This is a genomic window from Amorphoplanes friuliensis DSM 7358, assembly GCF_000494755.1.
Classification (GTDB): Bacteria; Actinomycetota; Actinomycetes; order Mycobacteriales; family Micromonosporaceae; genus Actinoplanes; species Actinoplanes friuliensis.
Window position 1 is genome coordinate 7,001,488 of sequence record NC_022657.1, and the last position, 26,219, is coordinate 7,027,706.

Here is a 26,219-nt window from a genome sequence, read left to right on the forward strand (position 1 = left end):
GCCCTCACGGTACGCGCGGAGCACCGCCGACGGGCGCCGCGGCCAGCGTCCGGAAGCAGGGGCGCAGCAGCTCGACGATGTGTTCGGGTGAGGCGTCGGCCAGGGGGCCGAGCCGCAGCAGATAGCGCTCGATGATCACGCCGTGGACGATCGCGCTGAGCAGACCGGCGCGCAGCTCGGCGTCGGCGGCCGGTATGCCCTCGGTGATGCGGCTGAGCTCGGGCCCGGCGGCGGCCCGGTAACGATCGGCGGCGTCGGCGTTGGTGAGCATCGACCGCAGCACGGCCAGGGAGGCCTCCGGCTCGCTGTCGAGACGGTCGGCCAGCGAAGTGAGCAGTGCTTCGGTCACGTCACCGGCCTCAGCGTCACTCGCGGCGGCCACGGGTGGCTCGGCGGCGCGTGCGAAGAGTTTGTCCTTGGAGCCGAAGTAGTGCATCACCAGTCCGGCATCCACGCCGGCTTCCCCGGCCACACCACGGATCGTGGTGCGGTCGTAGCCCAGCTCGGCGAAGAGGCGGCGGGCCGTCGCCAGGATGCGTGCCTCGGTCCGGCGGCGCTGGTCCGCCCGGGTCGGCTTGGTCACCCGGTCATTCTACGAACGTTGACCGGAGGCCCAGCTCGTTCTACGGTCGTTGAATGAGTGGGACAGCACGGGAGATCGTCGAGCGGCTGCTCCGGGCCGGTCGCGAGGTCGACATCGACACGTTTGTCGGGCTGATGGCGCCTGAGGGCTACCTCGAATGGCCGTACCGGCCGCCGGGCGTGCCCGCGCGCGTGGAGGGCCGCACGGCGATCCGCCGGCACCTCACCGAGGCTGCCGAAGCGTTCATCACGATCGACGACCACCGCAACGTCGTGATCCACGAGTCCCTCGACCCGGAGGTGGTCATCGTGGAGTACGACGCTCACGGCCGGGTGGTACGGACCGGGGCGCCGTTCGAGCAGACGGTCATCGCCGTGTTCCGGGTGCGGGACGGCCAGGTCCTGTCCTGCCGTGACTACCTGAATCCGCTTCCCCTGCTGGAGGCGCTCGCCGGCGCTCAGGGAGCACGGACCTGACAATCGGCGGGAGCGACGGTCGGTGCCGGGCACCCACCTACGACATTGATGGTGAAGTTGCTTTTGGGGCGGTCGGAAGCGGGCAGACTACGTCCATGGCCTATGTCAATCCTGCCGGTGAGTTCAGCCGGGATCAGCGATACATCACCACCCGGATCACCGCCGACGGGCGGGACGGTTATCCGGTCGAGGCGGGGCGTTATCGGCTGGTGGTGAGCCGGGCCTGTCCGTGGGCCAACCGTTCCATCATCGTGCGGCGGCTGCTCGGGCTCGAGGATGCGCTGTCCATGGGAATTGCCGGGCCGACACACGACGAACGGAGCTGGACCTTCGATCTGGATCCGGGAGGCAAGGACCCGGTGCTCGGGATCGAGCGATTGCAGGAGGCGTTCCTCGCTCGGTTCCCGGATTACGACAAGGGCATCACCGTGCCGGCCATCGTGGACGTTCCGACAGGCCAGGTGGTCACCAACGACTTCGCGCAGATCACCATCGATCTGAGTCTGGAATGGAAGCAGTTCCATCGCGAGGGTGCGCCCGACCTCTATCCCGAGGCGCTCCGCGAGCAGATCGACAAGGTGAACCGGCTCGTCTTCGCCGATGTGAACAACGGCGTCTACCGGGCGGGTTTTGCCGGCACCCAGGAGGCCTATCAGAAAGCCTACGACCGGCTCTTCGCGCGGCTCGATCAGCTGTCGGAACTGCTCTCCGGTCAGCGTTATCTGGTCGGCGACACCATCACCGAGGCGGACGTGCGGTTGTTCACCACGCTGGCCCGCTTCGATCCGGTCTACCACGGGCATTTCAAGTGCAACCGGCAGAAGCTCAGCGAGATGCCGGTGCTGTGGGCCTATGCGCGGGACCTTTTCCAGACGCCGGGGTTCGGCGACACCACCGACTTCGTGCACATCAAGCAGCACTATTACGAGGTCCACCGCGACATCAATCCGACCGGGATCGTTCCCGCCGGACCGGACCTGTCGAACTGGCTGACCGAGCACGGCCGGGAGTCGCTCGGCGGGCGGCCGTTCGGTGACGGGACGCCGCCTCCGCCGCCGCGGCCGGAGGAGACCGTTCCGGCGGGGCACGGGGCGATCTGAGCGGGACAGGGTGGCCTACGATGATCGGGACGTCCACCCTGGAGGCCCCCGTGAGCGACCAGATCGACAGCTCGACCGCTCAGCCGGCCCGGCGTTACAACTACTGGCTCGGCGGCAAGGACAACTTCGCCGTCGACCGGGCCTCCGGGGACGAGATCCTCAAGACGTTTCCGACGGCCCGGATCGCGGCGCTGGAAAATCGGCGTTTCCTGCAGCGGGCCACCCGCTTTCTCGCGGCCGAGGCCGGCATCCGGCAGTTCCTCGACATCGGGACAGGGCTGCCGACCGCGGACAACACGCACGAGGTCGCGCAGGGCATCGCGCCGGAGAGCCGCGTCGTTTACGTCGACAACGACCCGATGGTGATGGTGCACGCGCGGGCCCTGCTGACCAGCACGCCGGCGGGCCGGACCACTTATCTCGAGGCCGACCTGCGCTCGCCCGAGACCATTCTCGCGGACCCGGAGTTGCGCGAGACCCTCGATCTCGGCCGGCCGGTCGCCCTGATGCTGGTGGCCGTCCTGCACTTCATCGAGGGATACGGTGCCGGCGCGCCCATCGTGCGCACCCTGATGGACGCCCTCCCCAGCGGCAGTTTCCTGGTGGCCACCAATTCCACGAAGGATCCGCTGCCGCCGAAGATGGCAGCCGATTACGACGCGGCACTGGCGGCGGGCATCACCAACATCTGGCCTCGGGACAGGGCCGAGTTCACCGCCCTCTTCGACGGCCTGGAATTGGTCGAGCCCGGTGTCACACCGGTCAGCGAATGGCGTTCGGAAGGCGAGACCGAACCGCGCCCGAACCCCGCCCACGTCGCGATGTACGGCGGCGTGGCCCGCAAGCCCTAGTCGGCAGCGAGCGCCTCCCGGAGCAGATCGGCGAGCTGACGTTGTTTGGCCGGTGAAAGATGGGCGAGCAGACGCTGCTGTTCGGCGAGGCCCGCGCCGAGTGCGGCATCGACAACTTCCCGGCCTTTGGGTGTCAGGCGCACGAGCACACCGCGGCGGTCGGTCGGTGACGGGAAACGATCGGCCAGGCCGGCCTTTTCGAGCCGGTCGAGCCGGGCCGTCGTGCCGCCGGTGCTGAGCATCATCGACGCCGCGAGTGCGCCCGGCGAGAGCTCGAAAGGCTCGCCGGACCGGCGCAGAGTCGCCAGGACGTCGAACTCCGGCCGCCCGATGCCGAACTCCGCATAGATGCGCTCGGTAGTGTCGCCCGCCAGGCGCGACAGGCGGTGGGTCCGGCCGAAGATGGCCATGGCGGTCGTGTCCACCAGGTCGGAGCGTTCGGTGCGCCACTGGTCGATGATCCGGTCGACGCCATCAGGGTGTGCCACCTCTCCATTGTCTCGATCCCACTGTTTCGATGTCGAGCTTCTTGACAAGGAGAGACTCTCAGAGAAGTCTCTTGATGTCGAGATACTTTACGTCGAGGGAGTCGCGATGCGCCCGCCGGTCCTGCTCGTCACCGCGCTCACCCCGATCGTCTGGGGCACCACATATGCCGCTACGACCGAATTCCTGCCGCCGGACCGCCCACTGCTGGCCGGCACCCTGCGCGCGCTTCCGGCGGGCCTGCTGCTCCTCGCGGTGACCCGCCGGCTGCCCCGCGGCGACTGGTGGTGGCGGTCGGCCGTGCTCGGCGCCCTCAACATCGGGGTGTTCTTCGCGCTGCTGTTCGTCAGCGCATACAGGCTGCCCGGCGGCATGGCGGCCGTGCTCGGCGCCGCTCAGCCGCTGGTCGTCGCCGGGCTCACCGTGCTGCTGCTGACCGAGCGGGTCGCCCTGCGGACCGTTCTCGCCGCGGTCGCCGGCGCCGCCGGTGTGGCGCTCGCGGTGCTGACGGCGAGCGCCCGCCTGGACCCGGTCGGACTGCTCGCCGGGCTGGGTGGCACGGCGTCGATGGCGCTCGGGCTGGTGCTGACCAAACGCTGGGGACGTCCCGAGGTCTCGCTGCTCACCACGACGGGCTGGCAGCTGACGGCCGGCGGACTGCTGCTCGCCCCGCTGGCGCTCGGCGTCGAAGGGCTGCCGGCCACGCTCACGGGCGCGAACGTGGCCGGCTACGCCTACCTGACCGTGGTGGGTACGGCTTTGGCGTACACGGTCTGGTTCTGGGGTCTGGAGCGGTTGCCGGCCGCCCGGGTCTCTCTGCTCGGGTTGCTGTCGCCGCTGGTGGCGACGGCGGTCGGCTGGGCGGCGCTGGGTCAGAGCCTCACGCCGGTGCAAGTGCTCGGAATGGCGCTCGCCTTCGGCGCGGTGCTCTTCGGGGCGTCAGCGCAGGTCCGCGTTCTCCACGATGTGAGTCGGGAAGCCGGTGCGCGCGGCGCGCAGCATGGCCCGGCCGAGCCGGTCGGTGCTGGTGACGTACTTGGGCACAAAACGCATGAGCAGCGGCATCAGCGGGGCGGTCAACGCGTAACCGGCCCGGTAGAGGCCCGTCTTCGAGGTGGCACCGAAGGTCGGCTGGATGTAACCCGGACGGAAGCCGTACCCGTTCGGGAAGGTCTTGATGATCTCGACCTCGGTCCGGCCCTTGACCCGCGACCACATGGTGCGGCTGTCCGGATTGGTCCCTGCCCCTGAGACGTAGAGGAAGGTCATCTCGGGGTTGAGCTCGGCGAGCAGGTGCGCGGCTGCGACCGGGAAGTCGTAGGAGATCCGGGTGTACGCCTCCTCGCTCAGGCCGACCGACGAGACGCCCAGGCAGTAGAAACAGGCGTCGTAGCCCCGCAGCTGATCCTTGATCGGCGTGAGGTCGGCGAAGTCCTCGATGGTGATCTCTTCGAGCTTCGGATGCCGGACCCCGGTGGGCTTGCGCACCACCGCGAGCACCTTCTCGACGTCCGCGGCGAGCAGGCTCTCGCGCAGCGCACCCTGACCGACCATGCCGGTCGCGCCGAAAATGATGATCTTCATTTCTCGTCCTTCGTGATGAGGATGCGGACGCTCTCGACGACCGTCCGGCGGCGTTCGGCCAGGCCCTCCGGCCCGTCGAAGTGCGTCAGGGCGAGGTCCGGGGCGCCCAGGATGGAGAGCCCGGTGATCAGGACCATCAGCTCGCCGGCGGGGAACCGGTCGGTGATGCGCCCGTCGCGCTGGGCGGCCGCGATCGCCTCGACCTTGCCGAGGTTGGCGGCGACGACCGCCTCGGGCATAGCGGCGCCACCGCGCTCCAGCGAGTGCCAGAGAGCCAGGCGGAGCACCTGCGGCTGCTCCTGGCCGTGATCAAACAGCCTGCCCGCATACCCGGGGAGGTCGTCGGCGTCGATCGGGACGTCCTCGACGGTGTCCACGACCAGGGCGTTGAAAACGGCGTCGAACAGGTCTTCCTTGTTACCGAAGTAGCTGTAGATGAGGGCTTTGTTCGCCGCCGCGGCCGCCGCGATCCGGTCGACGCGCGCGCCGGCGATGCCGCGTTCGGCGAACTCGTTCGCCGCGGCCTCCAGCAGGCGCCGCTTCGTGTCTTCCGCATCCCGTGCCACCCCGGCATCGTATCTGACTAACTGGTTAGTTGACGACTGAGCACTCCCGGTGCTTCACTCGATGAGGTAACCAACTAGTCAGTTAGGAGCTCGGTCATGGACATCCCCTCACAAGCGGGCAAGATCGCGGTGGTCACCGGCGCCAACAGCGGCGTCGGTCTCGAGACCGCCCGGCGGCTCGCGGCGGCCGGCGCCGAGGTGGTGCTGGCGGTCCGCAGCCCGGCCAAGGCGCTCGCCGCGACCAGGACGTTTCCCGGCACGTTCCGCGCCGTGACACTGGACCTGGCCTCGCTGACCTCGGTCTCCGACTTCGCCGCGGGCCTGCTGCACGCCGGCCGGCCGATCGACCTTCTGATCAACAACGCCGGGGTGATGGCCGTGCCGGAGCGCCGGACCACCACCGACGGCTTCGAGCTGCAGCTCGGAACCAACTACCTCGGCCACTTCGCGCTGACCGCCCGCCTGCTGCCGCTGCTGGCCGCCGCCCCCGCACCCCGCGTGACCTCGCTCAGCAGCGGCACGCACTGGTTCGGGCGCATCAATCTCGACGACCTTCAAAGCCTTCACGCGTACGCGGGCGGTCGCGCGTACGCGCAGTCGAAGCTCGCGATGCTGATGTTCGCTGGTGAGCTCCAGCGGCGCAGCGACGCCGGTGGGTGGGGTCTGCTGAGCAACGCGGCGCACCCGGGAGCCACCCGGTCGAACCTCCAGACGACCGGCCCGCTGATGGGCACCGGCAAGTCCTCGCTGGGCCTCCTCGGCCGGCTGCAGCTGCACATTCCCGGCATGTGGCAGAACGTCGACACCGGCGCGTTGCCCACTCTCTACGCGGCGACCAGCCCGGACGCGCAACCGGACGGGTACTACGGGCCCGACGGGAAGCCGTTCGGGCTGCGCGGACACGCCGGGGCCGCGCGCCGCTCGCAGCGCGCGAAGGACACCGCGGTGGCCGCCCGGCTGTGGGACGCATCGGTAGCGCTCACCGGCGTGAGCTGGGGTGTCACTCTGCCGGCGTAAAACGTCGTACCGGGCTTCTAGAGTGCTGCGGTGCCCGTTGAACGCTGGTCCACCGCCCAGATCACCGCCCTGGCCCCCGACGCGAGTTCGCTGAAGGGTGCCCGTGGTGTCAGCAGTGCGTCGAAGTGGCAGGAGGCCGGGCTGCTCGACGAGGTGCTGTGGGGGCTGTGCCGGGGCAGCGGCAAGAACCCCTATCAGGTGTGTGTCGACCTGGCCGGGCCTGTGTACAAGTGCTCGTGCCCGAGCCGGAAGTTCCCGTGCAAGCACGCGCTCGGGCTGCTGCTCCACTGGGCCGAGGGTGGTGGTTTCACCGCGCCGGCGCCCGCGTTTGTCAGCGAGTGGCAGGCGAGTCGCGCGGCCAAGGTTGCCGCGCCGAAAACCACCGGGACGGCCGACCCCGCCGCGGCGCAGAAAAGAGCGCTCCAGCGCGCGGACCGGGTCGCGGCGGGCATGACCGAGCTGCGGCGCTGGCTCGACGACCAGGTGCACCAGGGCCTGGCCGGGGCGGAGCAGGCCGGGCACCGGCCGTACGAGACGATGGCCGCCCGCCTCGTCGACGCGCAGGCACCGACGGCTGCCTCGGCCGTGCGGCGGCTCGGCGGGGTCGCGGGCATCGGGCCGCACTGGGCCGACCGGCTGCTCGGCGATCTTGCACTGCTGCGCCTGCTGGTCGCGGGTCACGAACGCCTCGACACCTTGCCCGACGCGCTGGCCGCGACGGTCCGGGCCCGGATCGGTTTCCCGGTCGCGACCGAGGACGTCCTCGCCACCACACCGGTCCGCGACGAGTGGCAGGTGCTGGGACAGGTCGACAGCGAGGACGGCGCCATCACGACACGCCGGACCTGGCTGCTGGGTGTCTCCGGTGGACGGTTCGCGCTGGTGCTGTCGTTCGCGGCGCCGGGGCAGTCACTGACCGCCGACCTTCTGCCGGGGACGACCTTCGACGGCGCTCTCTGCTTCTATCCGGGAGCCGCTCCCCTGCGGGCCCTCGTCAAAGAAAAATTTGGTACGCCCCGGCCGCTGACCACACCGTCCGGTGCCCGGGGCCTGCGCGACGCGCTCGCCGGATGGTCCACGACGGTCGCCGCCGAGCCCTGGCGGTACGACGCGCCGGTGTTGCTGGCCGGCGTGGTGCCCGGCCCGGACGGGTTCCTCGTCGACGCCGCCGGGGAGTCGCTGCCGCTCGCGCCCGGCCACCGGGAGCCGTGGTGGCTGCTGGCCGCAGCCGGAGGACGTCCCGCGACGGTGGCGGGTGAATGGTCGCCCTCGGGCCTGCGACCACTGGCCGCCTGGGTGCGGGGACAGTTCCTTCCGGCGGCCGCCCCGGTGCCGGACGGGCCGAGCGTGCGCGGTCCCGAGCTTCCGGCCGACCTGCTGGCGGCGGCGCTGGTGGGAACGGCCCGGCGGCCCTGGAGCTCACCCGACATACACGTCGGCGACCGTGTCCTGACCATGTCCAAGGGCGGCGAGCTGCTCGAGGCCGCCGGCGCCGCCCTGGTCTACCGGCGGGCCGGGATCACGCCCTCGGCCGGGCACGCTCCGGTCGAGGCGGCCCCCGTGGAGATCGACCGGCCGTTGCCGGAGGCGGCCGGGGCCCGGTTGCTGCGGCTGCTGACCGACGGTGGTGCGCCCGGTGGCGCCCAGCAGGCGCAGGAGCTGCTGTCCCAGTGGCTCTTCGCCGCGGCCCAGCGCGGCGGATTTGTCCCGCCCGAGTCGCTGCCCGCACTGCTCGACGCCGGACGCCGCAACAGTGCCGTCCGGCCCGCGATCGGGCGGATCGCCGGTCAGCGCGGCACCTGGCTCGCCCGGATGCGCCCCGACTGGAAATGGCTCAGTGACGAGGCGCCCGGCACGGCCACCTCCGACGACCCGGAGATCTGGGAGACCGGCACCGGGGGCGAACGCCTGGCCTACCTCACCAAGCTCCGCGGCACCGACCCCGGCGCCGCGCTCGCCCTGCTGGAGAGCACGTGGAAAACCGAGGCGCCCGAGGACCGCGCCCGTTTCCTCGGCGCCCTAGACATCGGCCTCTCCCCCGCCGACGACACGTTCCTCGACCGGGCACTCGACGACCGGCGCAAAGAGGTCCGCGAGACCGCCCTCGACCTGCTGCAACGGTTGCCCGGATCGTCGCTGGGGCAACGCATGGCGGCCCGGGCCACGGCGGCGGTGCGGCTCGAACGCCGTACCTTCGGGCGTGACCGGCTGCTCGCCGACCCACCCACCGAGCTGACCCCCGACCTGCGGCGCGACGGGGTTGCGGCGCAGCCGTCCCGGGGTACGGGGGTGCAGGCCTGGCTCCTCGAGGAGATCATCGCCGGCACTCCCCTGACCACCTGGACCGAGGCCTTCGACCGCTCCCCGGCTGCGGTGGTCGACCTGGCCCGCAACAACGACTGGGAGACGCCGCTGCTGCACGGCTGGGCCAAGGCCGCGATCGTGCAGGCCGACCCCACCTGGGCCGCCGCGCTGGTCAGGAACGACACCCGGGAGAGCGCCGCCGGGCTGCGCGAGGCCGTCCGCTGGGACCTGCACCTGCTGCTGCCCCCGGCCGACCTGGCCCGGATCGCCGCCGACTTCCTCCGGCGCGAGGACCACCTCGCACACCGCCTGCTGGCCGTGCACCCGGGCGCGTGGCCGGACGAGCTGGCCGTCGCGGTGGTGGAGACGATCGCCCACCGGGCCCGGACCGACAAACACAGCTGGCAGCTCGCCGAGCTGTGCCGGGCCGCGGCGATGGCGATGCCCCCGAAGTACGCGATGCACGTCGCCGGGCTGGCCGAACAGCTCGATCAGCAGCCGGCCGACCCGTCGCGCGTACGGCCGGTCGCCGAGCTGGCACGCACCCTGATCTTCCGCGCGGAGATGCTCGACGAGCTCGCCTCCGAGTGACGGAATTCTTGTCAGAGGTGCTGAGTAACGTGCTTTTCAGCAGCACCGCCGGGTGATCGGCCCGGTCGTGCGAGAGGACAGGGAGCTCGAGTGACCGCACTGCGACCGCACGCCGAGGATCAGTATGCCGAGGAGCTGGCGCTGCTCGCCGGGACGGACGACCGGCCGCGCCCGCCGGGCTGGCGACTCTCCCCGCAGGCGGTGGTGACGTACCTCCTCGGTGACGGCGCGAAGATCACCCCGAAGTACGTGGGTCCGCGGCGGCTCATGGAGGTCGCCGTCTCCACGCTGGTCACCGATCGTGCGCTGCTGCTGCTCGGCGTTCCCGGCACGGCCAAGACCTGGGTCTCCGAGCACCTCGCGGCGGCCATCTCCGGCGACTCGACCCTGCTCGTGCAGGGCACGGCCGGCACCGCCGAGGAGGCCATCCGCTACGGGTGGAATTACGCCCGCCTGCTCGCCGACGGCCCGTCCGAGGCAGCCATCGTGCCCAGCCCGATCATGCGCGCCATGCAGACCGGCACGATCGCCCGCATGGAGGAGCTGACCCGTGTCCCCTCCGACGTGCAGGACGCCCTGATCACCGTCCTCTCCGAGAAGACTCTCCCGGTGCCGGAGCTCAACACCGAGGTCCAGGCCCAGCGCGGCTTCAACCTGATCGCCACGGCCAACGACCGCGACCGCGGCGTCAACGAGCTGTCCAGCGCCCTGCGCCGCCGCTTCAACACCGTGGTCCTCCCCATGCCCGCCTCCGCCGACGACGAGGTCGAGATCGTCGCGCGCCGCGTGGCCCAGCTGGGCCGGTCGCTCGCCCTGCCCGAGGTCCCCACCGCCCTCGAGGAGATCCGCCGGGTCGTCACCGTCTTCCGCGAGCTGCGCAGCGGCCTCACCGAGGACGGCCGCACCAAACTCAAATCCCCGACCGGCACCCTCTCCACCGCCGAAGCCATCTCCGTCATCACCAGCGGCATGGCTCTGGCCGCCCACTTCGGCGACGGCCGCCTCCACCCCTCCGACGTCGCCTCCGGCATCGTCGGCGCCGTCATCAAGGACCCCGTCTCCGACAGCGTCGTCTGGCGCGAATACCTCGAAACAGTGGTCCGCGACCGCCCCGACTGGCGAGACTTCTACCGAGCCGCCCGCGATGCCTGAAAAGCACTACGGCATCCGCCACCACGGCCCGGGCTCAGCCCGTGCGGTGGTCCAGGAGCTCGATCGCCAACGCCCCGACCTCGTCCTGATCGAAGGCCCACCGGAAGCCGACTCCCTGATCCGCTGGGCCGCCGACACGGGCCTCGAACCCCCGGTCGCCCTCCTCGGCTACGCCACCGACGACCCGAGCCGCGCGGCGTTCTGGCCCTTCGCGGTCTTCTCCCCGGAATGGCAGGCGATCAAATGGGCGGTGGAGCACGGAGTGCCGGTCCGTTTCTTCGATTTGCCCTACGCCTTCCGCCTGACCGACGCCAAGACGCCCGACGCCCCACCGGCCGCGGGGCCGCCGCCAGCGCTCGCACCACCGTCCAAACAGGACGCTGAAGGCTCCGCGGCACCGGCTGACGGTGGTCCGGTTCCGGCCGCTGGGCCGAACTCTTCGCGGCCGGTCCCCACCTCGCCGGACGAGCGCCTCGCACCGAACACCGACGAACTGGCCGCATTACCCGCCGAGACCGAGATCGACCTGGCTCTGGAAGAACTCCCCGCGGCCGGCCCAGACCCCGCGCCTGGCTTGAGCACTGCACCTAGCAGCGGCTCTCCCCCCGGCCGCAGCGCCACGCCCAGCTCAGGCGCCACACCCGGCCGTGACTTGCCTTCCGGCCCCGGCGCCGCAGCCGGTGATGACCTTTCGCTCAGTCACGACCCCACGCCGAGCGTGGATGCTCCGTCGAACAGCAACCAGCCGCCCAGTCTCGACGTCACGTCCCGGCTGGGCGCAGCACCCGGCTCCGATACCTCGCCGGACCTCAGCCCCACGCCCAGCCCCGGCGCTGCGTCCGGAAGTGACTCTGCGCCTGGTAGGGCGGCTGTGCCCAGTAGTGAGTCCGCGCCCGGCCGCGAGCCCGTCCCCGGAGGAGATGACTCCCCACACGGCGTGGACGCTCCGGCTGGTGAGGGTGACGCGCCGGGTCACGGTGAGAGCGGCGCACCTGACCTGCTGGAGACCTCCGACCTCGGGGCTGCGCCTGGCGGGGAGGTTGAGGCCGGGCGGCGGGTTCGGCCTGTCGATCCGATCGGGGAGTTGGCCGCTGCGGCCGGGTATGACGATCCCGAGCGGTGGTGGGAGGACGTGGTCGAGCATCGGGGGATGCCGGCGTTCGAGGCTGTCGGGGAGGCGATGGCGGCCATTCGGGAGACGTCCGCCGAGGATCCTGAGGATCTGGTTCGTGAGGCTTACATGCGGACCGTGCTGCGGGAGGTTCGGAAGACGCACGAGAACATCGCTGTCGTTTGTGGAGCGTGGCATGTTCCGGCGCTGACGGGGAAGGTGACGGCGCGGGAGGATGCCGCGTTGCTCAAGGGGCGGAAGAAGGCGAAGGTTTCGTTCACCTGGGTGCCGTGGACCTATGGGCGGCTGGCTTCGTGGTCCGGTTACGGTGCCGGGGTTCGGTCGCCGGGGTGGTACCACCATCTGTTCACCGCCACCGACGAGGTTGTTCCGCGGTGGCTGGTGGATGCGGCCGGGGTGTTGCGGGCCGAAGGAGTTCCGACGTCGTCGGCGCATGTCATCGAGGCGACACGGCTGGCCGAAGCGCTGGCCACGGTTCGGGGTCGGCCGCTGGCCGGGCTGGCCGAGGTCACCGAAGCGGCCGAGGCCGTCATGTGTGACGGGGAGCCGTTGCGGGTGGCGTTGATCGACCGGCGGCTGGTGGTCGGCGAGCGGCTCGGTGGGGTGCCCGAGGACATGCCGGCCGTACCGCTCGCCAAGGACCTTGCTGCGCAGCAGAAGAGGGTGCGGCTGAAGCCGGAGGCGCTCGAGCGCACCCTCGAGCTGGACCTGCGCCGGGACATCGACCTGTCGCGGAGCCGGTTGCTGCACCGGCTGCGGGCGATCGGTGTGCCGTGGGGTGAGGCCGAGACGGCGCGGAGGGGCACCGGCACGTTCCGGGAGACGTGGAAATTGCGGTGGCATCCGGAGTTCGCGGTGCAGCTGGTCGAGGGCAGCATGTGGGGAACCACCGTGGCGGCCGCGGCGACCACGAAGGTGATCGACGCAGCGCGGAAAGCCGCCACGCTCGGGGATGTGACCGAGCTGGTCGAGGTGTGCCTGCTGGCGGACCTGACCGACGCCTACCCCCAGGTGCTGGACGCCCTCGACAGCCGGGCGGCGGTCGACGCGGACATCAACCACCTCATGGCGGCGATTCCCGCGCTGGCGCGGACCCTCCGGTACGGCGATGTCCGTCGCACCGACGTCGCCGGACTGTCCACAGTGACCGCGAGTCTGCTGACGCGGGTCTGCGCCGGGCTGCCGGCGGCCGTGGGTTCGCTCTCCGACGAGGCGGCCAAGGAGATGCGCGGACGCATCGACGGGGTGCACTCGGCCGTGAGCCTGCTCGACGACGAGGAGTTGCGGGAGCGGTGGCTGACCACTCTCGCCTCCGTTTCGCAGCGCGCCGATCTGCACGGGCTGCTGGCCGGGCGGCTCACCCGGCTGCTGCTCGACGCCGGGCGGCTCGGGCTCGCCGAGGTGCAGCGACGGCTGCGGCTGCCGCTCACCATCGGTACGCCGCCGGCACGTGGTGCTGCCTGGGTGGAGGGGTTCCTGTCCGGGGGCGGGCTGCTGCTGGTGCACGACGACGCGTTGCTGGAGCTGCTCGACGGGTGGCTCGCCGACATCGCACCGGAGGCGTTCGACGACGTGTTGCCGTTGTTGCGCCGTACCTTCGGGGGTTTGCCTCCGGGGAGCGGCGGGCGATCGGTGAGCGGGTCGCCGGGCCGGGAGCGGCCGGGCGGGCCGTGGCCGAGGAACTGGTGCTGGACCACGACCGGGCGGCGCTGGTGCTGCCCACCCTGAGTGCGCTGCTGGGCCGGGAGGTCTCATGACGGACAACGAGGACCCGGCGCGGCGGGAACGTCTGCGCCGGTGGCGGCTCGTGCTGGGCGGCCCGGCCGAGGAAGCGCTGGGGTCGGCGGACGGCCGCGACGGTGCGATGGACGCGGCGCTGGCCGCGCTCTACGACGGCAACGGCGACAACGACGGGTCACGTACCTCACGGTCGGCCGGGCTGGGCGGGTCCGCGCCGAAGGTCGCCCGGTGGCTGGGTGACATCCGCGAATACTTCCCCAGCACCGTCGTGCAGGTGATGCAGGCCGACGCGATCGAACGTCTCGACCTGACCCGGCTGCTCCTCGAACCGGAAATGCTGGAGGCCGTCGAACCCGACGTGCACCTCGTCGGCACGCTGCTGTCGCTCAACCGTGTGATGCCGGAGAAGACGAAGGACGCGGCGCGGCAGGTGGTCCGCAAGGTCGTCTCCGAGCTGGAGCAGCGGATCTCGCAGCAGACCCGGACGGCGGTCAACGGTGCGCTGAACCGGGCGGCGCGGATCAACCGGCCCCGGCACGCGGACATCGACTGGGACAAGACGATCCGCGCGAACCTCAAGCACTACCAGGCCGAACACCACACGGTCATCCCGGAACGCCTGGTCGGGTACGGGCGGCGGGCCACCGCCATCCAGCGTGACGTGGTGCTGTGCGTCGACCAGTCGGGGTCGATGGCGGCGTCGGTGGTGTTCTCCGGGGTCTTCGCGGCGGTGCTGGCGTCGATGCGGTCGCTGCGGACGTCGCTGGTCGTCTTCGACACGGCGGTGGTCGACCTGACCGACCAGCTCAGCGACCCGGTGGAGGTGCTGTTCGGCACCCAGCTCGGTGGCGGCACCGACATCAACCGGGCCATCGGCTACAGCCAGCAGCTCATCACCCGGCCCCGGGACAGCATCTTCGTGCTGATCAGCGACCTGTACGAGGGTGGCGTCCGTGCGCAGATGCTGCGCCGCGTGGCGGAGATGACGGCAGCGGGAGTGCAAGTGGTGGTTCTGCTGGCGCTGTCGGACGAGGGGGCGCCGGCCTACGACCACGAGAACGCGGCGGCTCTGGCGGCGATGGGCGTACCGGCGTTCGCGTGCACACCCGACGCTTTCCCCGACCTGATGGCGGCGGCGATCGAACGCCGCGACCTGATGGCGTTCGCGGAACGCCTGGCCGACAAGGGAGACAAGTGACGTAGCGTGGGCCGAGGTCAGCCGACCTCGGCGAGGGCGAACCCCTCCTGGTCGGGGCCCGCGTCGGCGATCCGCTCGCCGTCCGGGCCCCACACACCGCTGCGGCCCACGCACGGGCCCGCCTCGCTCGGGCCGATGAGGTTGGCCAGAACCACGTACAGCCCGAAGTCCTTGGCCCGTACCGGATACACCTTGTCGAACGAGTCGTTGCCGGTGTCCAGCGCCGAGCTGGCAAGATAAACCGCGCAGCCGTCCGAGGCGGCCCGCTCGGCGATGTCGGGAAAGCGGTTGTCGTAGCAGGTGGCCAGCGAGAAACGGACGCCGTCGAGGGTGAAGCGCCCGTCGGCGGTGCCCGGGGTGAAGACCTCGGCCTCAAAGCCGTACAGATGCCTCTTGTCGTAACGGGTGAGCAGCGCACCGTCGGGGCCGATGACCAGCGAGGTGATAGCCGGACCGCCCTTCGCCCCGGCCGTGAGCACCGGCCCGTTGACGACGGCCGCCGATCCTGCCGCGCGGCACGCCTCCCGGACCGGATCGAGCCGAGCATCTCCCTCGGTGAGGCAAACGGCCGGGGTCGCGTCGATGACGGACGGTTCGTAGCCAGTGAGGGCCAGCTCGGGGAAGACCACCACTCGTGCATCCGCGGCACCGGCCCGGCGGATCAGGCCGGACACGGTTCGGACGTTGCCTTCGACGTCCCCGGCGACCGGGGCGAACTGCGCAGCCGCGACGATCATGTCCGCATCATCCCGCGCGCCCGCCGCGGGCGGAACCCGCACTCGGGCCTGCCCTAGGCGCGGATCGTCATGCGGGTCACGTGGTCGCCGTCGACCTGGAAGGTGAAGTGGCTGGGGCCGTTGAAGCCGTCACCGCCGACCGTCGCCGTGACGACGTACGCGTCGGCGGCGTGCGAGACCTCGGTGACCTCGAACGTGGAATGCGCGCCGATGTTCTCGGCGTCGCTCCACTGCTTGATCGCCTCGCGGCCGTGGAACTCGCGGCCCCAGTCGTCGACAACACCGTTCTCGGCGAACGCCGACAGGAATGCAGCCGTGTCGCCGGCGTTGGTGGCGTCGAAGACAGCTTGGACCGGAGGGGGCAGGGACACGCTCATGCGGCACACGCTATCGCCGTCAGCACGATCCCGTCCTCGATCAGGAAACGTCCCGTCAGCGTCTCGAACGGCCCGTCCACCAGGATCCTCGCCGTGAACGTCGACGCGGCCGGGTCGAACGTCAGAGCCGCTTCCTCAAAACCGAGCCACCTGCCGGTCCGCGGCGACCACACCTTGTACACCGACTCCTTGGCGCTGAAGAGCAACCGTTCCCACTGCACGCCAGGGTCGGACTCGGCGAGCGAGGCGAGGTGCGCGCGTTCCTCCTCGGACGACACCAGATCGAGGACACCCTCGGGGAGCGGGCCGTCGACCTCCGCGTCGATGCCCACGCCTGAGCATGCGGTCGTGCGGGCCACCGCCGCCGCCCGGTATCCCGCGCAGTGCGTCATGCTCCCGACGATGCCGGACGGCCACACCGGCGCGCCGCGGACACCCGGCAGGATCGGTGCGGGCGGCACGTCCAGCGAGGCCAGGGCGAGGCGGGCGCAGTGCCGCACCGTGGTGAACTCCTGCCGGCGTTTCGGGACGGCGGTCGTGACGAGCGCGGCCTCCTCGGCGAACAGCACGGCTTCCGGCGGGTCGGTCCTCGAGGACACCACTTTCACCGCCGCCGGAAGGATGCGGTCAATCATGGAGAAAGGCCAGCAGGGCGCTGTTCACCGCGTCCGGCTGCTCCAGATAGCCGTAGTGGCCGGCGTCCGCGATCTCCGCGTACCGCGCGCCGGGGATCGCCGCCGCCAGTTCGCGGCCGCGGACGGCCGGGGCGATCAGGTCGTCGGCGAACGACATCACCAGGGTGGGGACGGTGATGGTCCGGTACGCCGCGCGGCGGTCGGTGTCCACGGTGACGCCGAGCTGCGCCCGATGGCCGGCGTCGGTCCAGTCCGTCGGCGACATCTCCAGGATGTCGAGCCAGTCCTGCGCGGTCACCGGGTCCTCGAGCGTACGCGGGGAGAGGTTCTGCAGCGCACGAGTGACCGCGTCGTACTCCGGTGGCAGCACAACACCGGCGGCGACCAGGGCACGTTCGGCGGCGGCGAGTGTCGCGGACACCGCGTCGGGGCGCGCCCGGCCCGCCATCAGCACGGCCCGGTACACCAGGTCGGGGCGCGTGACCAGCAGCTCCTGCACCACGTAGGCGCCCATCGACGTACCGATGAGCCGGCAGGGACCACCCACGACCTGCTCGATCACCGCGACGGTGTCACCGACGAGGTCCGCGATCGACAGGCCGGGCACGGCCGGCCCGCTCTTGCCCACGCCCCGGTTGTCCAGGGTGATCGCGCGGTATCCGGCGGCGACCAGCGCCGGCACCTGGTGCAGCCACCAGGTGCGGCCGCGCGCCGCCGTTCCGGGGATCAGGAGGACAGGCGCGCCCCGCCCGGACTCCTCGTAGTGCAGGGTGATGTCACCGACACCGATCGCAGGCATGATCGTGAGGCTAGCCGACCGCCGGAAAGGCCATACTGTCCCGATGCGACCGGAGATCCGAGCGATGGTCACCGGCTTGCCGCGTGAGCCCGGCGTCTACCGTTTCCGCGACGAGCGGGGGCGTGTCCTCTACGTCGGGCGGGCCACCGAGCTGCGCAGCCGTGTCGGTTCCTACTGGGGTGAGCTGCACGGCCGGCGGCATCTGCGGCGCATGGTCGCGGCGGTGGTCCGGATCGAGGCGGTGACCTGCGCGTCCGTTCACGAGGCGGCGTGGCTGGAACGCAACCTGCTCGAGGAGTCGCTCCCCCGGTGGAACAGGACGCGCGGCGGGCAGGAGGTCCCCGCGTACCTGCGGCTGGATGGGCGACCGGCGACACCCGGGCTGCGCCTCACTCACGATGCGGGGCAGGCGGTCGCGGGGGTTCGGGTTTTCGGGCCCTATCTCGGTGGGGCGCGGGCGCGGCTCGCGGTCGGCGCACTGCACCGGCTGCACCCGCTGGCCTACGCCACGACCGCCCTGACGGGTGCGGAGCGTGACCTGGCCGCACAACGCGGAGTGACCGCGGCCGACCGGGAAGAACTCGTGGCGGCGCTCGTGGCGGTCCTTCAGCGTGATCCGGTCGCGGTCGCGGCCGCCCGGCACAAGCTCGAGACGGTACGCGACAGAGCAGCCGGATCCCTCGCCTTCGAACTCGCCGGCCGGGTCCAGGAGGAGCTGGCCGCCCTGGCCTGGATCACGGCTCCGCAGCAGGTCACGACGCTGGAGCCGGGCGACTACGCCGTGCAGGGGTGGTCCGACGGATGGCTGGTGTCGTTCGCCGTGCGCGACGGCCGGGTCCGGTCGTGGAGCCAGCGCCGCAGCGCGCAGCCCCGCCCGGCGCTGCCGGAGGCCTGGGCCGGGTTCGCCCAGCGTAATGCCGAGCTGGCCGCGACCCTGGCTAGGCTTTCGGCGTGACGATCGTCTACGCCTGGCGGGCCGGCTTCGACAGCGGTGCCCTCGACGCCCTGCACGCGGTGGGTTTCGGTCATGCCCCCGGGGGAATCGACTGGCTGTCACGCGTCGAGAAGCACAGCCTCGGCTGGGTCTGCGCCCACCGCCGCGACACGCTGGTCGGTTTTGTCAACGTCGCCTGGGACGGTGGCACCCACGCCTTCCTGCTCGACACGGTCGTCGCGCCGGACGTCCGCGGGCAGGGTGTCGGCACCCGGCTGGTGCAGGCCGCGGCCGACGGCGCCCGCGCCGCGGGGTGCGGCTGGCTGCACGTCGACTACGAGCCTCACCTGACCGCGTTCTATCAGGAGGCCTGCGGTTTTGCACCGACCGCCGCCGGCCTCGTCGCACTGGAGAAAGGTAGGGATAAACATGCCACTGACCGGTGAATACGCGCCGAGCACGTCGGACTGGGCCCGTGAGCAGGCGGAGCAGTTCGAGGCCACCTCCGGCTCCGAGGCCAACGAGCTGCGCGGCAAGCCGATCATCGTGCTGACCTCGATCGGCGCGAAGAGCGGCAAGCTCCGCAAGACGCCGCTGATGCGGGTCGAGCACAACGGCGAGTACGCCGTGGTGGCCTCGCTGGGCGGCGCGCCGAAGCACCCCGTCTGGTACTGGAACCTGGTCAAGAACCCGCACGTCGAGCTGCAGGACGGCGACGTGAAGCGTGACTACGTCGCCCGCGAGGTGCAGGGTGAGGAGCGCGAGCAGTGGTGGGCGCGCGCCGTCGAGGCCTGGCCGCCGTACGAGGACTACCAGACCAAGACCGAACGCGTCATCCCGATCTTCGTCCTGACCGCGACCGACGCCTGAGGAGTTCTTCCATGCCGCTGTCCGGCGAGTACGCCCCGAGCACGTCGGGCTGGGCCCGCAAGCAGGCCGAGACGTACGAGGCGACGAACGGTGAGCGGGCCGGTGACATCCAGGGCCGCCCGGTTGTCGTCCTGACCTCGATCGGCGCCCGCACGGGCCTGTTGCGCAAGACGGCGCTGATGCGTGTCGAGCACAACGGCGATTACGCCGTGGTCGGCTCGCTGGGCGGCGGCCCGAAGAACCCGGTCTGGGTCTACAACCTGCGCCGGAACCCCGAGGTCGAGCTGCAGGACGGCGACCGCAAGCGTGACTACGTGGCACGTGAGGTGTCCGGCGACGAGCGGGCGGTGTGGTGGGAACGCTCGGTCGAGGCGTTCCCCACCTACGCGGGTTACGCGAAGAAGACCGACCGCCTGATCCCGGTGTTCGTCCTGGAGCCGCGCGAGTGACACCGTTGCAGTTCCGGCGGGGTGACGCGACGAGCCCGCAGGCCAAGGGCCCCAAGGTGATCGCGCACATCTGCAACGACCTCGGCGGCTGGGGCAAGGGTTTTGTGCTCGCGGTGTCCCGCCGCTGGCCGGAGCCCGAGCGCGACTACCGCCAGTGGCACCGCGAGCGCTCGAAGAACGATTTTCGCCTCGGCGCCGTGCGGCTGATCCAGGTCCGCCCGGACACCTGGGTGGCCAACATGATCGGCCAGCACGGCATGAAACACGGCAGCTCCGGCCCGCCGATCCGTTACGACGCCGTCGAGAAGTGCCTGACGACGCTGGGCGAGCAGGCCGCCGGGCTGGAGGCGAGTGTCCACATGCCACGGATCGGCTGCGGCCTCGCCGGCGGCAAGTGGGAGCGCATCGAGCCGCTGGTGCAGTCGGCCCTGTCAGACCGCGGCATCCCGGTCACCGTCTACGACCACTAGCGGACCAGGCGGCCCGCGCGGGCGGTGCGGGCGGCCGGGACGACCAGGGGTGTGTTCGTCTGGGGGTCGGGGATGACCTCGCAGACCAGGCCGTAGACGTCCTCGACCAGCTCGGCGGTGATGATCTCGCTCGGGTTGCCCTCCGCGACGATCCGGCCGGACTTCATGGCGATCAGGTGGGTCGCGTAGCGGCAGGCCTGGTTGAGGTCGTGGAGCACCGCAACCAGCGTGCGGCCCTCCTCGTTGAGGTCGGCGCAGAGGTCCAGCAGGTCGATCTGGTAGGCGATGTCCAGGTAGGTCGTGGGTTCGTCCAGCAGCAGGATGTTCGTCTGCTGGGCCAGTGCCATCGCCATCCAGACGCGCTGGCGCTGGCCGCCGGAGAGTTCGTCGACCGCGCGGTCGGCCAGGGCGGTCACGGCGGTTGCCTCCATGGCCGCGGCGACCTGGTTCTCGTCCTCCGGCGTCCACTGGCGCAGGAGTTTCTGGTGGGGGTACCGCCCCCGGGCCACGAGGTCGGCGACCGAGATGCCCTCGGGTGCCGTCGCGGTCTGGGGCAGCAGCCCGAGGCGCCGGGCGACCTCCTTGGCCCGGTACGAGTTGATCGCCGCACCGTCGAGCACCACCGAGCCGGCCTTGGGTGCCAGCAGACCGGACAGGGCCCGCAGCAGTGTCGACTTGCCGCACGCGTTCGGCCCGACGATCACCGTGAACGAGCCGTCGGGGATGGTCACGTCGAGAGCCGAGGTGATCACCCGGTTGTCGTACGCGAGGGTCAGGTCCGAGCCGGACAGCCGCGAGGTCATCAGCTTCCCTTTCGCCATTGGAGGCTGAGCAGCCAGGCCAGGTAGACCCCGCCGACCGCACCGGTCACCACTCCGACGGGCAGCTGGGCGGGGGCCAGCAGCCGTTGCGCGACGTAGTCGCTGAGCACCATCAGCAGTGCTCCGGTGATGGCCGTCGGCAGCAGTTGCAGGGCCGGCGAGCCGGTGAGGCGGCGGGTGATCTGCGGTGCGGCCAGCGCCACGAACGCCACCGGGCCGGTCGCGGCGGTCGCCACCGCACACACCGCCACGGCGAGGATCACGAGCAACAACCGGGACCTGTTCACGCGTACGCCCAGGGACTGCGCCGACTCGTCACCCATCTCCAGCATCTGCAGACGGCGGCTGAGCAGGAGCAGCAGCGGCGCCAGGATCAGCAGGGCCAGCCCGAGCAGCCGGACGTACTCCCAGGTGCGGCCGTTCAGGGTGCCCACCAGCCAGATCGCGGCGGCCTGGGCGGCGTCGAGACGGGCCCGGCTGATGAGGTAGCTGTTGACGGCGACCAGCATCGCGCTGATGCCGATGCCCACGAGCACGATGCGGCGGACGGCACCCCCGCCGATCGAAGCCAGCCCGTACACGATCAGTGCGGTGAGGATGCCGGCCACGATGGCCGCGCCGGCGGCACCGGCCGGACCCGCGCCGAAGACGACGATCGCGAGGACCGCGCCGGTGGCCGAGCCGGTGGTGAAGCCGACGATGTCGGGGCTGCCGAGCGGGTTGCGCGACAGGCTCTGGAAGACCGCGCCGGACAGGGCCAGGGCCGCACCGGCGAGCAGGCCGAGGGTGACACGGGGCAGACGCAGGTCGAGCAGGATGAAGCGGTCGGCCCGGCGCCCGCCACCGTTGAGGATCTCGATGATGTCGGCGATCGGCAGGCGGGTGCCGGCCGCGACGACCGTGAGCGTGACGACGGCGGCGGTCGCCAGCAGCAACGCGCCGCTGACCCAGATGGTGCGCAGGTCCAGGCGCAGGGCGAGGCCGGCGCCGCGGACGGTGATCCGGCGGCTCACAGCGGCACGATCCGGCGGCGCAGGATCACGGCGAGGAAGACCGGGGCACCGATGAACGCGGTGACGAGTCCGGCCTGCACTTCACCGGGGCGCGCGAGGACCCGTCCGGCGATGTCCGCGATCAGCAGCAGTGTCGGCGCGAAGACCAGGGAGTACGGCAGCAGCCAGCGCTGGTCCGGTCCGACGAGCATCCGGGCGATGTGGGGAACGGCGAGCCCGACAAACGCGATCGGCCCGACGGCGGCGGTGGCGGCGCCGCAGAGCAGCGTGATCGCGATCGCCGACAGGACCCGCGTGCGGTTCAGGTTGGCGCCCAGGGCCCGGGCGGTGTCCTCGCCGAGCGCGATGACGTTGAGCGACGGCCCGAGTCCGAGGGCGAGCACCGTGCCGATCACGATGAACGGCAGCACACCCCAGAGGACGTCCAGATCACGGCCGGAGAGTGCGCCGACCGTCCAGAGCCGGTAGCGGTCGAAGGTGGTGACGTCGAGCAGCGCGACCGCGTTGGTGACCGCCAGCAGGGCAGCGCCGACGGCCGCACCGGCCAGCGCCAGCCGCTCGGGTGACGCACCGGACCGGCCGCGGGTGCCGAGCAGGTAGACGACCACGAACGCACCGGCGGCACCGGCGAAGGCGAACCAGATGTAGCCGGTCAGCGAGCCGACACCGAGCACCCGGATCGCGAGGACGACGGCCGTGGCCGCGCCCGCGTTGATGCCGAGGATGCCCGGGTCGGCGAGGGGGTTGCGGGTCAGCGCCTGCATCAGCGCGCCCGCCAGGCCGAGCGCAACACCGGCCGCCAGACCGATCAGCGTCCGCGGGACCCGCAGGTCGAGGATGATGCGGACGTCCTCGGTGGTCGAACCCCGGGAGAAGAGCGCGTCCCAGACCGTGCCGAGCGGGATCGACTTGGTGCCGACCGCGAGGCTGACCACGGAGACCACGATCAGCCCGGCGAGCGCGAGCACCAGCCCGAGCCCACGCGCGGTGAGACCGCCGCGGGCGCGGGTTCGCGCATCCGCGGAGGTGTACCCGGCCCGCTCGGCCGCGGTCGTGGTCACGCCAGGGCGGCCTTCACCATCGGCACGAACTTCTCGAGGGTGTACGGCGTGCTCAGCACCGAGTTCGTCGAGAAGGAGTTGACGAGGTCGGCGTCGTCGATGATGAGCAGCCGGCCGTCCTTGGCCGACGGGAGGCTCTGCAGAACGGTGTCCTTCTTGAGCTCCGCGCCCGCGCCGAGGGCGAAGATGACGGTCAGGTCGGCGTCGAGCAGGCCGACACGCTCCTTGGAGACCTCGGCGTAGAAGTTCGCCGGCTTGAGGTCCTCGATCTTCTGGGAGTTCTGGAAGCCGAGCGCCTCCATGAACTGCACCCGGCCGTCGCCACGGGTGTACGCGCCGTACTGACCGCCGAATGCGGCCGCGACGACGACACTCTTGCCGGTGAAGTCGGCGTTGGCGGCCTTGGCGTCGGCCAGCAGCTTGTCGTTGGCGGCCACGAGCGCCTCGCCCTCGGACCTGCGGCCCAGCGCCTCGGCGATCAGCACCGTCTGGTCCTTCAGCGTGGTGCCGTAGGGCTGGGTGCCGGCCGGGCCGGAGAGGGTGGGTGCGAGCTTCTCGAGCTGGTCCCAGGTGGCCTTCACGTTGTCGCTCTTGGTGAAGGTCACGAGGTCGGGCCGCAGCGTGGCCACACTCTCGAAGTTGATTTCCGGGCCCTTGAGGATCGTGGGCTTCGCGCCGTTGAGCTTCGGCTGGGCCCACGGGCCGACACCGGTCGGCCAGGCCTGGAACCAGTCGAGGATGCCGACGGGCACCACACCGAGGGCGAGCAGCACGTCGGCGTCACCCCAGCCGAGCGAGACGACGGTCTTGGGCGCCTCCTCGACGGTCGTGCTGCCGAACTGGTGGGTCACGGTGGCCGGGAAGGTGCCGCCGGTCGCCGCGGAGGAGCTGCCCGAGCTGGGACTGTCGCTGTCGCTGTCACCGCAGGCGGCGAGAAGTCCGGCGGCCGCGACACCCGCAGCGCCGAAGAGAAGATTCCGGCGCGAGATGGACGGGTGGGTCGCCATGACGGGCCTCCAATCGGTTATATGAGTGCTGGTCAATGCAAGTTAGGCAACCCTCACCTTACCGAGGTTGAAAGATCTTGGGAAATGGACGTGCGCGTGCGCACACCCGGTCCCGTTCGGTTACACCTGGGCGAAAACGGGGTGCCCATCCCCCACCTGGGTACGATCATGGGGTAATGCGTACCCCCCATCAGTCCGTCGACCGGCTCGCCAGCCGCACCGGGGATCCGGCGGGTGCGTCGCCCCTCTCCGCCTCCCTCCCGCTGTCCGGCTCCGTCGACGACGGTGACCGGCTGGTGGACGTCGTCGACCTGCTCGCGCTGGACGCGTTCGTCACCGGGCGGGAGCCGTACGGCCGCACGACCTACCTCGAGAACGTCCGCACCGACGCCGCCCTGACCACCGACGACGCTCGCATCGTGCGCGACGCCGTCGAGGAGGACGGCCACGGACGGCTCTCCGTCGGCGAAGGCTGGACCCTGCACGTCACCCGCTGGAAGCAGAGCCGCCGCGCCCGCGTGACGGTCACGGCGATCAGCGCCGAGCTGGCCGAGTCCGTGCTCGCCGTCGCGGTCGACAACGCCGTCGAGGAGCCCGCGCCGGCCGCCGACAGCGTGCCGATCGGCTTCTGGCACTTCGGCCCCCACGGCCCCCGCCGCGTGCAACGCGAGATCGACGCGGCGCCGTGGGACAAGATCCGCACGAACTACTCGGACCCGGTCGCCCGCACCCTGGAACGCCTGATGGCGATCGACGGCACCGCGGTCAACGGCCGCCTCCTGCTGCTGCACGGCGAACCCGGCACCGGCAAGACGACCGCCCTGCGAGCGCTGGCCCAGCAGTGGCGCTCGTGGTGCCAGGTCGACTGCGTGCTCGACCCCGAACGCCTCTTCGGCGACCCCGCGTACCTGATGAGCGTGGCGCTGGGCAGCGGCGACGACGACGAGCCGCGCTGGCGGCTGCTCATGCTCGAGGACTGCGACGAGCTGATCAGCGGCGAGGCCAAGGCGGCGGCGGGACAGTCGCTCTCGCGCCTGCTCAACCTCACCGACGGACTCCTCGGCCAGGGCCGCAACGCGCTCATCGCGATCACCACCAACGAGGACCTGGCGTCACTGCACCCCGCGGTGGTCCGGCCGGGGCGGTGCCTGGCCAGCATCGAGGTCGGGCGTCTCCCGTACGCGGAAGCGGTGTCCTGGCTCGGCACCCCGGCGGGTGTGGGGCCGGACGGGGCAACCCTGGCCGAGCTCTACGCCCTGAAGACGGGTGCCCGCCCGGTGACCGTGCCCATGACCTCACCGACGACCGGCATGTACCTCTAGACGATCAAGTCCGCGAGGGTACGCAGGAAGCGGTCCTCGTCGACGCCGTGGGGATGGCGGCCGGCGTACACGTCAGTGAGCACCCAGTAGTGGCTGAGCGCCGACATCAGCACCGAGGCCAGTGCGGCCGGATCGGGGTGATCCGGCGACTCCCTCTCCACCCAGCTCGTGAGTGCGCGGTGGACGCGGGCGAGCTCGTGGTCGCGTACCTGGTCGAGAAGGTCGGGGAACGTCGCCAGATCGCGCAGGAGCAGGCGGTTGACGTCACGCTCCTGATCGAGCCGGCGGAGCCCGGCCCGGGCGACCGCGAGGATCCGCTCGCGGCGCGGGAGATCCGCGGTCTGCTCCAGGCTCGCGAGCAGGGGTGCGCCCGCCTCGAACTGGCGCCGCAGACCCTCCTCGAGCAAGGCCCGCTTGCTCTTGAAATGCCGGTAGAGGCCTCCGGCACCGGCCGACAACCCGGCCGCGGCCTCGATCTGCGCGATCGTGGTGGCGTGGTAGCCCTGGCGTCCGAAGAGGCCCATCGCCGCCGCGACGATCGCATCCCGCGTGCTGGTCAGCTCGGCTCCAGGGTCAGCTCGTAGTGGAGAGTGGTCCAGCCCTTGCGCCGGTGCAGCGCGGGCACCAGCCGACCATGCAGCACCGGGTGCTTGGCGGCAAGCATCCTCCGCACGGGCGCGGCCTCCTCGTCACTCAGCAGGCGGGCGCTCCCTGCTACGGCCGGACCGGTGGGACGCCCGCGCATCGTGCACGGCGCGACCCGCACCTGCGGGAAGTTGCGCAGCCGCTTGGCCTTGCCGGCCGCGTCGTAGCTGCGGAAATAGGCCCGGCCCGCGTCCGCCACGATGCTGACCGGCGTGGCGACCCAGCTGCCGTCACGCTTGCGCGTCTCGAGAAGGACGGTCCGCTGCAGCGCGAGGGTGTCAAGGCTGATCATGGCGTAC

28 protein-coding genes and 2 pseudogenes are annotated in these 26,219 nt (G+C 71.2%); 16 read left to right on the plus strand and 14 right to left on the minus strand.

The genetic code is table 11. The annotated features are described in order from the left end of the window. Window positions 1–4 precede the first annotated feature (4 nt). Window positions 5–583 (minus strand): TetR/AcrR family transcriptional regulator, encoded by a 579-nt coding sequence (locus tag AFR_RS32300; protein ID WP_023561022.1) that lies wholly within the window; start codon window positions 581–583, stop codon window positions 5–7. A gap of 53 nt (window positions 584–636) precedes the next feature. On the opposite strand from AFR_RS32300, the gene AFR_RS32305 reads away from it, so the two are divergent. The 3 genes from AFR_RS32305 (at window position 637) to AFR_RS32315 (ending at window position 3,010) form a co-directional block, all read left to right on the plus strand. Then, entirely contained in the window at window positions 637–1,059 is a 423-nt protein-coding gene (locus tag AFR_RS32305; RefSeq protein ID WP_023561023.1) for a nuclear transport factor 2 family protein, read from the plus strand. Window positions 1,060–1,154: 95 nt separating this feature from the next. Then, a complete protein-coding gene (locus tag AFR_RS32310; RefSeq protein ID WP_023561024.1) occupies window positions 1,155–2,159 on the plus strand; it encodes a glutathione S-transferase family protein in 1,005 nt (334 codons plus the stop codon). Window positions 2,160–2,179: 20 nt separating this feature from the next. Further along, a complete protein-coding gene (locus tag AFR_RS32315) occupies window positions 2,180–3,010 on the plus strand; it encodes an SAM-dependent methyltransferase (RefSeq protein ID WP_023561025.1) in 831 nt (276 codons plus the stop codon). Here AFR_RS32315 and AFR_RS32320 read toward each other — a convergent pair. Continuing rightward, entirely contained in the window at window positions 3,007–3,498 is a 492-nt protein-coding gene (locus AFR_RS32320; protein WP_023561026.1) for a MarR family winged helix-turn-helix transcriptional regulator, read from the minus strand. The two genes, AFR_RS32315 and AFR_RS32320, sit on opposite strands and share 4 nt — an antisense overlap. Before the next feature lie 106 nt (window positions 3,499–3,604). On the opposite strand from AFR_RS32320, the pseudogene AFR_RS45485 reads away from it, so the two are divergent. After that, a pseudogene (locus AFR_RS45485) lies at window positions 3,605–4,369 on the plus strand (EamA family transporter); the annotation flags it as partial. Between the two features lie 66 nt (window positions 4,370–4,435). Here the strand turns inward: AFR_RS45485 and AFR_RS48125 are convergent. Both AFR_RS48125 and AFR_RS32340 read right to left on the minus strand, forming a co-directional pair. Continuing rightward, window positions 4,436–5,080, minus strand: a complete 645-nt coding sequence (locus tag AFR_RS48125; protein ID WP_023561028.1) for an NAD-dependent epimerase/dehydratase family protein — start codon at window positions 5,078–5,080, stop codon at window positions 4,436–4,438. After that, a complete protein-coding gene (locus tag AFR_RS32340) occupies window positions 5,077–5,646 on the minus strand; it encodes a TetR/AcrR family transcriptional regulator (protein WP_023561029.1) in 570 nt (189 codons plus the stop codon). Before AFR_RS32340 ends, AFR_RS48125 begins: the two co-directional genes overlap by 4 nt. A gap of 96 nt (window positions 5,647–5,742) precedes the next feature. Here AFR_RS32340 and AFR_RS32345 point away from each other — a divergent pair, with 96 nt between their 5' ends. From AFR_RS32345 to AFR_RS32370, 6 genes and pseudogenes are all read left to right on the plus strand, one after another. Next, entirely contained in the window at window positions 5,743–6,663 is a 921-nt protein-coding gene (locus AFR_RS32345; protein WP_023561030.1) for an SDR family oxidoreductase, read from the plus strand. A gap of 30 nt (window positions 6,664–6,693) precedes the next feature. Continuing rightward, a complete protein-coding gene (locus tag AFR_RS32350; RefSeq protein ID WP_023561031.1) occupies window positions 6,694–9,558 on the plus strand; it encodes an SWIM zinc finger family protein in 2,865 nt (954 codons plus the stop codon). A 90-nt stretch (window positions 9,559–9,648) separates the two neighbouring features. Continuing rightward, window positions 9,649–10,710: an ATP-binding protein gene (locus AFR_RS32355; protein ID WP_023561032.1), complete on the plus strand. Its 1,062-nt coding sequence runs from the start codon at window positions 9,649–9,651 to the stop codon at window positions 10,708–10,710. Continuing rightward, window positions 10,703–11,005 (plus strand): annotated as a pseudogene (locus tag AFR_RS46380) (DUF5682 family protein); the annotation flags it as partial. The gene AFR_RS32355 and the pseudogene AFR_RS46380, both read left to right, overlap by 8 nt. Window positions 11,006–11,647: 642 nt before the next feature. After that, window positions 11,648–13,570 (plus strand): DUF5682 family protein, encoded by a 1,923-nt coding sequence (locus AFR_RS44175; protein WP_023561034.1) that lies wholly within the window; start codon window positions 11,648–11,650, stop codon window positions 13,568–13,570. 25 nt (window positions 13,571–13,595) lie between these two features. Beyond that, window positions 13,596–14,780 (plus strand): VWA domain-containing protein, encoded by a 1,185-nt coding sequence (locus AFR_RS32370; RefSeq protein ID WP_023561035.1) that lies wholly within the window; start codon window positions 13,596–13,598, stop codon window positions 14,778–14,780. A 17-nt stretch (window positions 14,781–14,797) separates the two neighbouring features. On the opposite strand, the gene AFR_RS32375 is transcribed toward AFR_RS32370, so the two are convergent. From AFR_RS32375 to AFR_RS32390, 4 genes are read right to left on the minus strand one after another with little or no spacing between them, the layout of a single operon-like run. Then, window positions 14,798–15,517: a carbon-nitrogen hydrolase family protein gene (locus AFR_RS32375; protein ID WP_023561036.1), complete on the minus strand. Its 720-nt coding sequence runs from the start codon at window positions 15,515–15,517 to the stop codon at window positions 14,798–14,800. A gap of 53 nt (window positions 15,518–15,570) precedes the next feature. Continuing rightward, window positions 15,571–15,894: a nuclear transport factor 2 family protein gene (locus AFR_RS32380; protein WP_041841307.1), complete on the minus strand. Its 324-nt coding sequence runs from the start codon at window positions 15,892–15,894 to the stop codon at window positions 15,571–15,573. After that, window positions 15,891–16,529 carry a 4'-phosphopantetheinyl transferase family protein gene (locus tag AFR_RS32385; protein WP_041841308.1) on the minus strand — a complete coding sequence of 213 codons (639 nt, stop codon included), beginning with the start codon at window positions 16,527–16,529 and terminating at the stop codon, window positions 15,891–15,893. The genes AFR_RS32380 and AFR_RS32385 overlap by 4 nt, the downstream gene beginning before the upstream one ends. Further along, on the minus strand, window positions 16,522–17,328 hold the full coding sequence (locus AFR_RS32390; RefSeq protein WP_023561039.1) for an alpha/beta fold hydrolase: 807 nt from the start codon (window positions 17,326–17,328) through the stop codon (window positions 16,522–16,524). Before AFR_RS32390 ends, AFR_RS32385 begins: the two co-directional genes overlap by 8 nt. Window positions 17,329–17,371: 43 nt before the next feature. Between AFR_RS32390 and AFR_RS32395 the strand changes: the two genes are divergently transcribed. The 5 genes from AFR_RS32395 to AFR_RS32415 are packed head-to-tail and all read left to right on the plus strand — an operon-like array spanning window position 17,372 to window position 20,051. Then, a complete protein-coding gene (locus AFR_RS32395; protein WP_041841309.1) occupies window positions 17,372–18,283 on the plus strand; it encodes a GIY-YIG nuclease family protein in 912 nt (303 codons plus the stop codon). Further along, complete coding sequence (locus AFR_RS32400; protein WP_023561041.1) at window positions 18,280–18,708, plus strand: GNAT family N-acetyltransferase; 429 nt, start codon at window positions 18,280–18,282, stop codon at window positions 18,706–18,708. The genes AFR_RS32395 and AFR_RS32400 overlap by 4 nt, the downstream gene beginning before the upstream one ends. Further along, window positions 18,692–19,132 carry a nitroreductase family deazaflavin-dependent oxidoreductase gene (locus AFR_RS32405; RefSeq protein ID WP_023561042.1) on the plus strand — a complete coding sequence of 147 codons (441 nt, stop codon included), beginning with the start codon at window positions 18,692–18,694 and terminating at the stop codon, window positions 19,130–19,132. The genes AFR_RS32400 and AFR_RS32405 overlap by 17 nt, the downstream gene beginning before the upstream one ends. 11 nt (window positions 19,133–19,143) lie before the next feature. Then, a complete protein-coding gene (locus AFR_RS32410; protein ID WP_023561043.1) occupies window positions 19,144–19,581 on the plus strand; it encodes a nitroreductase family deazaflavin-dependent oxidoreductase in 438 nt (145 codons plus the stop codon). Further along, window positions 19,578–20,051, plus strand: a complete 474-nt coding sequence (locus AFR_RS32415; protein WP_023561044.1) for a macro domain-containing protein — start codon at window positions 19,578–19,580, stop codon at window positions 20,049–20,051. The genes AFR_RS32410 and AFR_RS32415 overlap by 4 nt, the downstream gene beginning before the upstream one ends. Here AFR_RS32415 and AFR_RS32420 read toward each other — a convergent pair. From AFR_RS32420 to AFR_RS32435, 4 genes are read right to left on the minus strand one after another with little or no spacing between them, the layout of a single operon-like run. Continuing rightward, window positions 20,048–20,854, minus strand: coding sequence for an ABC transporter ATP-binding protein (locus tag AFR_RS32420; RefSeq protein ID WP_023561045.1), 807 nt, complete (start codon window positions 20,852–20,854; stop codon window positions 20,048–20,050). The two genes, AFR_RS32415 and AFR_RS32420, sit on opposite strands and share 4 nt — an antisense overlap. Continuing rightward, window positions 20,854–21,885, minus strand: a complete 1,032-nt coding sequence (locus AFR_RS32425) for a FecCD family ABC transporter permease (RefSeq protein WP_023561046.1) — start codon at window positions 21,883–21,885, stop codon at window positions 20,854–20,856. The genes AFR_RS32420 and AFR_RS32425 overlap by 1 nt, the downstream gene beginning before the upstream one ends. Next, window positions 21,882–22,946, minus strand: a complete 1,065-nt coding sequence (locus AFR_RS32430; protein WP_023561047.1) for a FecCD family ABC transporter permease — start codon at window positions 22,944–22,946, stop codon at window positions 21,882–21,884. The genes AFR_RS32425 and AFR_RS32430 overlap by 4 nt, the downstream gene beginning before the upstream one ends. Beyond that, window positions 22,943–23,953, minus strand: coding sequence for an ABC transporter substrate-binding protein (locus AFR_RS32435; protein WP_023561048.1), 1,011 nt, complete (start codon window positions 23,951–23,953; stop codon window positions 22,943–22,945). The genes AFR_RS32430 and AFR_RS32435 overlap by 4 nt, the downstream gene beginning before the upstream one ends. 176 nt (window positions 23,954–24,129) lie before the next feature. Between AFR_RS32435 and AFR_RS32440 the strand changes: the two genes are divergently transcribed. Further along, a complete protein-coding gene (locus tag AFR_RS32440; RefSeq protein WP_023561049.1) occupies window positions 24,130–25,275 on the plus strand; it encodes a DUF5925 domain-containing protein in 1,146 nt (381 codons plus the stop codon). Here AFR_RS32440 and AFR_RS32445 read toward each other — a convergent pair. Then, window positions 25,272–25,799: a TetR/AcrR family transcriptional regulator gene (locus AFR_RS32445; RefSeq protein ID WP_023561050.1), complete on the minus strand. Its 528-nt coding sequence runs from the start codon at window positions 25,797–25,799 to the stop codon at window positions 25,272–25,274. The two genes, AFR_RS32440 and AFR_RS32445, sit on opposite strands and share 4 nt — an antisense overlap. A gap of 32 nt (window positions 25,800–25,831) precedes the next feature. Continuing rightward, the gene (locus AFR_RS32450) at window positions 25,832–26,212 is read right to left on the minus strand and encodes a PPOX class F420-dependent oxidoreductase (protein WP_023561051.1); all 381 of its coding nucleotides are present in this window, start codon (window positions 26,210–26,212) and stop codon (window positions 25,832–25,834) included. Window positions 26,213–26,219 lie beyond the last annotated feature (7 nt).